1 protein-coding gene is annotated in these 350 nt (G+C 48.6%); it reads left to right on the top strand.

What is annotated here, in order from left to right; all coding sequences use genetic code 11:
- On the top strand, positions 1-350 hold a 350-nt coding region (locus FD04_RS12550), incomplete at both ends, for a mucin-binding protein (RefSeq protein WP_420806509.1).

Here is a 350-nt window from a genome sequence, read left to right as displayed (position 1 = left end):
TTAGCCGATGGGCAAGCAGCAACTGTTAGTCAAACTGTCAGTGGCACGACAGCGAAAAATGTGATCACGATTCACTTGACGCATCAAATTAATCACACCACAACGACAACAACGCAGACAGTGAACTACGTTCAACAAGGTAAGAGCACGCCATTGATTCCTGCAACCACGCAAACCATTACTTGGAACGTCTCTACCGATGCTGTGACGAAGAATTCAGTCTACACACCACAAGGTGGTTACGCAGCAACAACGCCAGCAACTATTGCGGGATATACGCCAGTTGGAACTGGTATCGCACAAAACATGCCAGCACCAACGACGACAGCGCCCCAAGCTGATAATGAGAC

Origin of the sequence: Secundilactobacillus odoratitofui DSM 19909 = JCM 15043 (assembly GCF_001434895.1) — a bacterium.
In the GTDB taxonomy this organism is placed as follows: Bacteria; Bacillota; Bacilli; order Lactobacillales; family Lactobacillaceae; genus Secundilactobacillus; species Secundilactobacillus odoratitofui.
This window is presented reverse-complemented; position numbering and strand designations above follow the sequence as displayed.